The 6318-nt window shown below is 69.5% G+C and carries 4 protein-coding genes and 1 pseudogene; 3 read left to right on the top strand and 2 right to left on the bottom strand.

What is annotated here, in order from left to right:
- A partial coding sequence (locus ACFYX3_RS40185; protein WP_389024843.1) for a transposase family protein occupies positions 1-294 on the top strand: 294 nt, incomplete at its 5' end.
- A gap of 107 nt (positions 295-401) precedes the next feature.
- Positions 402-605 carry a hypothetical protein gene (locus tag ACFYX3_RS40180; protein ID WP_376583783.1) on the top strand — a complete coding sequence of 68 codons (204 nt, stop codon included), beginning with the start codon at positions 402-404 and terminating at the stop codon, positions 603-605.
- Positions 606-713: 108 nt separating this feature from the next.
- On the opposite strand, the pseudogene ACFYX3_RS40175 reads toward ACFYX3_RS40180, so the two are convergent.
- Together ACFYX3_RS40175 and ACFYX3_RS40170 are read right to left on the bottom strand one after the other, a co-directional pair.
- A pseudogene (locus tag ACFYX3_RS40175) lies at positions 714-887 on the bottom strand (SAM-dependent methyltransferase); the annotation flags it as partial.
- 256 nt (positions 888-1143) lie between these two features.
- On the bottom strand, positions 1144-5739 hold the full coding sequence (locus tag ACFYX3_RS40170) for a CHAT domain-containing protein (RefSeq protein WP_389024841.1): 4596 nt from the start codon (positions 5737-5739) through the stop codon (positions 1144-1146).
- A gap of 164 nt (positions 5740-5903) precedes the next feature.
- On the opposite strand from ACFYX3_RS40170, the gene ACFYX3_RS40165 reads away from it, so the two are divergent.
- Positions 5904-6305, top strand: a complete 402-nt coding sequence (locus ACFYX3_RS40165; protein ID WP_389024839.1) for a hypothetical protein — start codon at positions 5904-5906, stop codon at positions 6303-6305.
- Positions 6306-6318 lie beyond the last annotated feature (13 nt).

Raw genomic sequence — 6318 nt, 5'->3', positions numbered from 1 at the left:
GACGCCGGCTACCAGGGTCTCGGCGCCCAGACCGGCGGACGCGTGGTGACGCCACCGCACCGCAAGTTCAAGAAGAACGCCCCGGACTGGTACGAAGAAATGCACGAGCGACAGCGCAAGGCACATTCCTCCCGGCGGATCCACATCGAGCACGGCATCGCCCACCTCAAGAACTGGCGGGCACCGGCCCGCCGCCTCGGCCGCCGCGAGCACATGAGTGACATGGTCCAGGCCGTCGCCGGCCTGCTCTCCCACCAGCAGACCGCGGACCTGGAGCCTCGACGACAGAGGTGAGCACCAGTCCCTCCGAAACCCTCGACGTCTCACCGCTTACCGTGCACGAGCTCGTTAGACTCGCGCAATTGTTCTAGCATCGCAGTCGGGCATCTGGGAGGGGTTCGATGTTCGACCTGGTCGTTGGAGCGTTTCTGGTCCTCTACGGCACCGCGCTGGCGTTGAACTTCCGCAACATGGCAGTGAAGGCGGCCCAGTCCCGCTTGAGTCCAACCGGCAAGGACCGAGGCCGCCCCGTGTTCTTCCGGGTCGCCGGAGGGATCGGCGCCATCATCGGGGTGTCGATGATCGCGCGATTCATCTTGACCTAGCGACGCCAGGGTCCGGCTGCCTCATCCGAGGACTTACAAGCGCTTGCCCTGAGGTCAGCAGGTGGGGAATTACGTGAACTTCCCCTGGGGAATTACGCGAGCGTTCACACCGTCGAACTGGGTGATCAGCGTGGTGTCGGAATAGGCAGCGGCCAGCCAACGGCCGCAGTCGGTCTCGGTAGTGACCGGCTCCCACATCGTCAGCCCCTGCTCGTCGCGCCCGTCGACGGGCAGATGGAAGCCGGGCACGAGACGGTGCCGGGGCACCGTCTCCATCGCCTCCCACCAGCCGGTGTCGGTGAGGTCGTGCAGACCGGTGGACACGCGGGTGGCCGCTGCCAGGCGATGAGAGGCCGATCCCTGGGACGCACCCGCGGTTCACCGGGGGTGCCGCGCCGCGAACGCTCTTGGGGGGATCAGGAGCGCGTATGCCATCGGTGTGAGTTCACCAAGGCGGGGACGCGAGATCTGTGATCCGGGGCATATCTCCTGTAACGGGGCTGTCATCGTTCGTACGCACCGGCGAAGCCTCGGGCGTTCAGGCGCCGGTGTGGAGGTAAGCGGCCCACAGGAAGGGGACTTTCGCACGGTCCAGCGTGCCCGGCAGGTCGTGGCCGTCGCGCAGGTCGCGTACCGCCTGGTGGAGTGCCCAGGCCGAACGGCCGGTGTCCAGTGCTCCGGTGGGGGTGCGGAGGTGGGTGTAGAAGGCGTCGGCGACGGCGGCGGCGGTCTGGTCCTTGATCTCCCACAGGGTGCCCACCACATGAGGGAATCCGGCGAGTTGGAAGGCGGAGGTCAGGTGGATGGACTCTTCGAGCAATTCGGCGTTGCTGACGGCCGCGGTGCGACAGGCCGACAGGTAGGCCAGCTGGGCGTGGTCGAGGCGGACGGGGGCGAGACCGGCGACGGTGAACGGGTCGGACGCGTGGTCGTGGAGCAGGAGCAGGCTCCGGGAGGGGTCGGCAGGGTGGCTGGCGCCGTGGCAGGCGAAGTGCGCGATCGGACAGTCGGGCAGGTGGCGCAGAACGGCGGCCTTGGTGGGCAGGTCCGTGGCGGGTAGGTCCGGTTCCGCGGGGTCGGGCTCACGAAGCAGGACGGCACCCGGCAGATGCCGGCGCAGCAGCTCCGCCTCGACCGCCACGTAAGGAAGGCGGCCGAGGCCGGGCACGCCGGGAGTGGTGGGCATGGCGACGATCAGGCCCCGGGCGAGCGCGTCGGGGGATAGGACCCGACCGCCACTGGTGCGGCGGGCGTGGCGCAGGGCGCGGACGGTCGGCGTGTAGGACGAGACCACCCGGTCCATGACGGTACGTCGGCACGCGTCGTCGGCGGGATCGGTGTGGTGGCCCGCGGCGTGCAGCGGCAGCAGCCCCAGTGCTCCACCCGGCACCCACCACACCCGCGGCCAGTCGGCCTCCGCCGACGGCTGCCGGTGATGGTCCAGCAGTTCGAGTACGGGGCCTGCCGCGTTGTCCCACAGCCATTCCAGGACTGCTGTCATGTCGTCCTGCGCCGCGCGCCGGAGACCGGTGCTCGTGCCCATGGAGGCAGCGGCCAGTGCTTGGTGGAAGGCGCTGATCTGCTCGTTCAGGGTTGGGACGGTGATGCCGGGGAGTTCCAGGTGGGTGATGCTGTCGCGAGTGAGTACCAGGGCGTCGCTGCGGAAGTGGCTGATGTTGAACACCACGACCGGGCCCTGGGCAGCCTCGGCGAGGAGTTCCTCGACGCTGGGCGGTAGGGCGAACGAGCCGAACCCGTCGAGCGCGCGGATCTCGCTCAGGGTCCGGGCGAGATCGCGGACCAGGTCGTGTCGGTCGGGGGCAGCACCGTGCTCCAGGTGTGCCGTGAGTGCGCCCGTGTCCGTGAGCGCGTCGAGGGGCGCGCCGCCGACGGGCTGGTCCAGTTGATCGCGCAGGCGTACGAACCGTGCGGCCAGGTTCGGGTGACGAGCCTTCAGGTCGGTGATGTCGTCACGGGTGTCCAGCGCTTGGCTGTAGAGCACCGCTCGCCCCGCCTCCAACAACCGCAGCGCTCTGGCGGCCCGTTCGTGCCGGCCCGTTCGTGGATCGGCCAGGGCAAGACCTGCTGCATTCACGGCGAGACCGGCGAACTCACCGAGCGCGTGCTGTTGATCGCCCCGCCCCAGCTGCCGTGCGGCCACCTCGGGCAGCAGCAGCACCGCGGCCTCCGCTGCGTCGGCCGCCCGCCCCGTGTCCGACGTGGCCAGCAGCGCGGCCACGGTACTTCCCGCTTTGACGCGGACCGTCGGGGTTGCCGTAGCCGATTCGTACACTTCGGTGTACGCGGCCACAGCTTCCTCGAGATCCGCTCCGTTCCCGGTGTGCTCGGACCTGGTCCACAGCGCGGTACCCAGGTTGGACAGGCCTATGGCGCGTTCTGGTTGGTCGTTGGGGGCGGCTGCTGTCGCGGCTCGGAGGCGGTCGATGGCTTCGTCCAGATCCGTCTCCTCCTCGGTCCGCTTGAACCGCGACATCAACGCGACCGCGAGGTTGGACTGGTATTTGGCGTGTTCCGGCTGTTCGGCGGCGGTGGCCGCTACTGCGGCTCGGAGGTGGTCGACGGCCTCGCTCAAGGCCGCCCGGTCTCCCGTGCGCTCGTACCCGGCCAGCAGCGCATGCCCCAGATTAGACAGGTGCTGCGCCCGGATGACGTGGCCGTCGGGAGTGGCTTCCATCGCCTTCCGTTGAACAGTGATGGCTTCGTCCAGGTCCACCTGGTTTCCGGCGCGGTCGAACCGCGACAGCAACGAGGTTCCGAGGTTGGACAGGTATTTGGCGTGTTCCGGGTGTTCGACGGGGGTGGCCGCCACTGCGGCTCGGAGGCGGTCGACGGCCTCGTCCAAGGCCGCGCGGTCCCCGGTGCGGCCGAATCGTGCCTGCAAGGCGATCGCGAGGTTGGACAGGTTCCGCGCCCGATCGGGGTGGTCGTCCGGGGTAGCCTTCACCGCCTTCCGGTCAACAGTGATGGCCTCGTCCAGGTCCGTTACGTCCCCGGTTCGTTCGAATCCGGCCCGCAGCGCCTGCCCCAGGTTGGACAGGAGCAAACGGCGCTGGGGGTGGTTGTCGGGAGTGGCCGCCACTGCGGTCTTGAGACCGCGGAGCGCCTCGTCCAGGTCTGCCTGGTTCCCGGTGCGCCCGAAACGCGCCTGCAGGATTACCGCGAGGTTGGACAGCCGTAGCGTCCGGTCGGGGTGGTCGTCGGGGGTGGCTTCCGCCGCCTCCCGCTCAACGGTGACGGCCTCGTCCAGGTCCCTCGCGTCCCCGGTCCGCTCGTATCTGGCCCGCAGTGCCTGCCCGAGGTTGGACAGGCTCCTGGCCCGGTTGGGATGGTCGTCGGGGGTGGTGTCCACGGCCTTCCGCAGGACAGTGATGGCCTCGTCCAGGTCCACCTGGTTTCCGGCGCGGTCGAACCGCGACTGCAGTGCGACTCCGAGGTTGGACAGGTAGCCGGCCTGGTCGGGGTGGTCGGCGGGTTTGGCGGCTACCGCCTCCCGTTCAACAGCGATGGCATCGTTGATGTCCACCTGGTTTCCGGTGCGGTCGAACCGCGACTGCAAAGCGGCTCCGAGGTTGGACAGGTACCCCGCCCTGTCGGGGTGGTCGTCGGGGACGGCGGCCACCGCGCTACGGAGGCCGTCGATGGCTTCGTCCAGGTCCGTCCGGTCCCCGGCGCGGTCGAACCGCGACTGCAAAGCGACTGCGAGGTTGGACAGGTACCCCGCCCTGTTGCGGTGGTCGTCGGGGACGGCGGCCACCGCGCTACGGAGGCCGTCGATGGCTTCGTCCAGGTCCGTCCGGTCCCCGGCGCGCCCGAACCGTGCCATCAACGCGATGGCGACCTTGGCCAGGTAACTCGGCCGGTCGGGGTGGTCGGCGGGAAGAGTGCTCAGCGCCTTCCGTGCGGCAACGACGGCTTCGTCGGAACCTGCCTGGTTCCCGGTGCGTTCGAACCGCGCCTGCAACGCGTCCGCGAGGTTGGACACGTACGTGGCGCGTTCCGCGTGGTTGTCGGGGGTGGCCGCCACCGCGCTCTGAAGACTGTGGACGGCTTCGTCCAGGTCCGCCCGGTCTCCGGTCCGTTCGAACCGTCCCATCAACGCGACCCCGAGGTTGGACAGGTACAGAGGGCGGTTCGGGTGGTCGGTGGGGACGGCATCCGCCGCCTCCCGCTCGACGGTGATGGCCTGGTCCAGGTCCGCCTGGCCCCCAAAGCGCCCGAACCTGGTCCTCAGCGCGGTCCCCAGGTTGGACATGTACGTCGCGCGATCGGGATGGTCGGCGGGGGCGGCCTCCACCGCGCTACGGAGGCCGTCGATGGCTTCGTCCAGGTCCGCCTGTTCCCCGGTCTGCTGGAACCGTGGCACCAGCGCGATCCCGAGGTTGGACAGATACCCCGCCCGATCGGGGTCGTCGGCAGGGATGGCCTTCACCGTGGCCCTGAGGTGGTCGACGGCTTCGTCCAGGTCTGCCTGGTCGCCGGATCGGGTGAACCGCACGCGAAGCGCGTCTCCCAGGAAGGACAGACACTTCATTCGCTGCGGGTCGTCGGCGGGAAAGGCCCTGAGCGCGTCTCGTGCCACAACGATGGCTTCGTCCAGGTCCGTACGGTCCCCGGTCCGCTCGAACCGCATGCGCAGCGCGCCCCCCACGTAGGTCTGGTATACCGGACGCTGGGGGAAGCCGGGTGGCGTGGCGCTCACCACGCGTTCCCACAGGTGCACCGCGGCGGAGAGCACGTCCGGGTTGGTCGACATCATGGCCCGCTGGAACAGTTCGACCGCGTGCGGTGCCGCGTGCCCCGCGACGAACGGCAGCACGCCTTCCGGCAGGCCCTTGGCGCCGTCGAGGAAGCACGGAACGAACGCCGCCACCGCGGCCATCAGATCTGTGTGGTTGACGCCGAGGGGGAGCGCGGAGCACCGGTTCCAGTGGAACCAGCCGAGCGCGTACCAGGCCGTGACGTCGCTGTCCCCGCTCTTGTCGGCGGTACGAAGGAGTGCGGCGAGTCGCTGGGCGTCGGCGAGGGCCTGTGGCTCCATCACTGCGGAAGGGTCGCTTGTCTCGGCCAGCCGTCCCAGCCGCGCCCACACCGCGGCCAACAACTCGTCGCGCACCCCATGTCCCCCTGTCCGTACCCCGCTCCGCGGCCACGCCCTACCAGGTATGTGGGGGTGAACCGATGTAACGCCCATTGCTTTGGTGCAACAATTCAATGGGATGTCAGATTAGTCGGCCGTGGGGCGGGACGGCGGCCGAACCAGTTGTACGGGGGTGGTCCATGGTCGACGAACGAGGGCACATGGCCGAGCGGTTGGCCGCGGTGTGCGGGCACCTGGACGAGATCCGCAGGGATCTGCGGTCGGTGCCCGGCGGTGACGACGGCCCGGTGGAACGGGTACTGGCAGCCGTACGGGACGGGGCCGACGTGGCAGGCCCGTTGGACGGGCTGCACGCGGTATTGCAGGCCGGCGGCGATCCATGGGGGTTGGACGGCTACGTCGACGACGGATCCGGTCTGCGGAGGATACGGCCGGACGGAATCACGAGGCCGAGCCCGGGTGCGCACGTGTATCTGTGTCCCGCCGACCGGTGCACGCGTTCCTGGTGGCCGCGGCGGGCCGCCGAACCGGTGCCGGAGTGTGGGATGAGCGGCGCCGCCCTGCGCAGGAAACGGCTCTGACCCGGTGGGCGGG

The sequence above is a fragment of the Streptomyces sp. NPDC002463 genome, assembly GCF_042889835.1.
Lineage (GTDB): Bacteria > Actinomycetota > Actinomycetes > Streptomycetales > Streptomycetaceae > Streptomyces > Streptomyces nymphaeiformis.
This window is presented reverse-complemented; position numbering and strand designations above follow the sequence as displayed.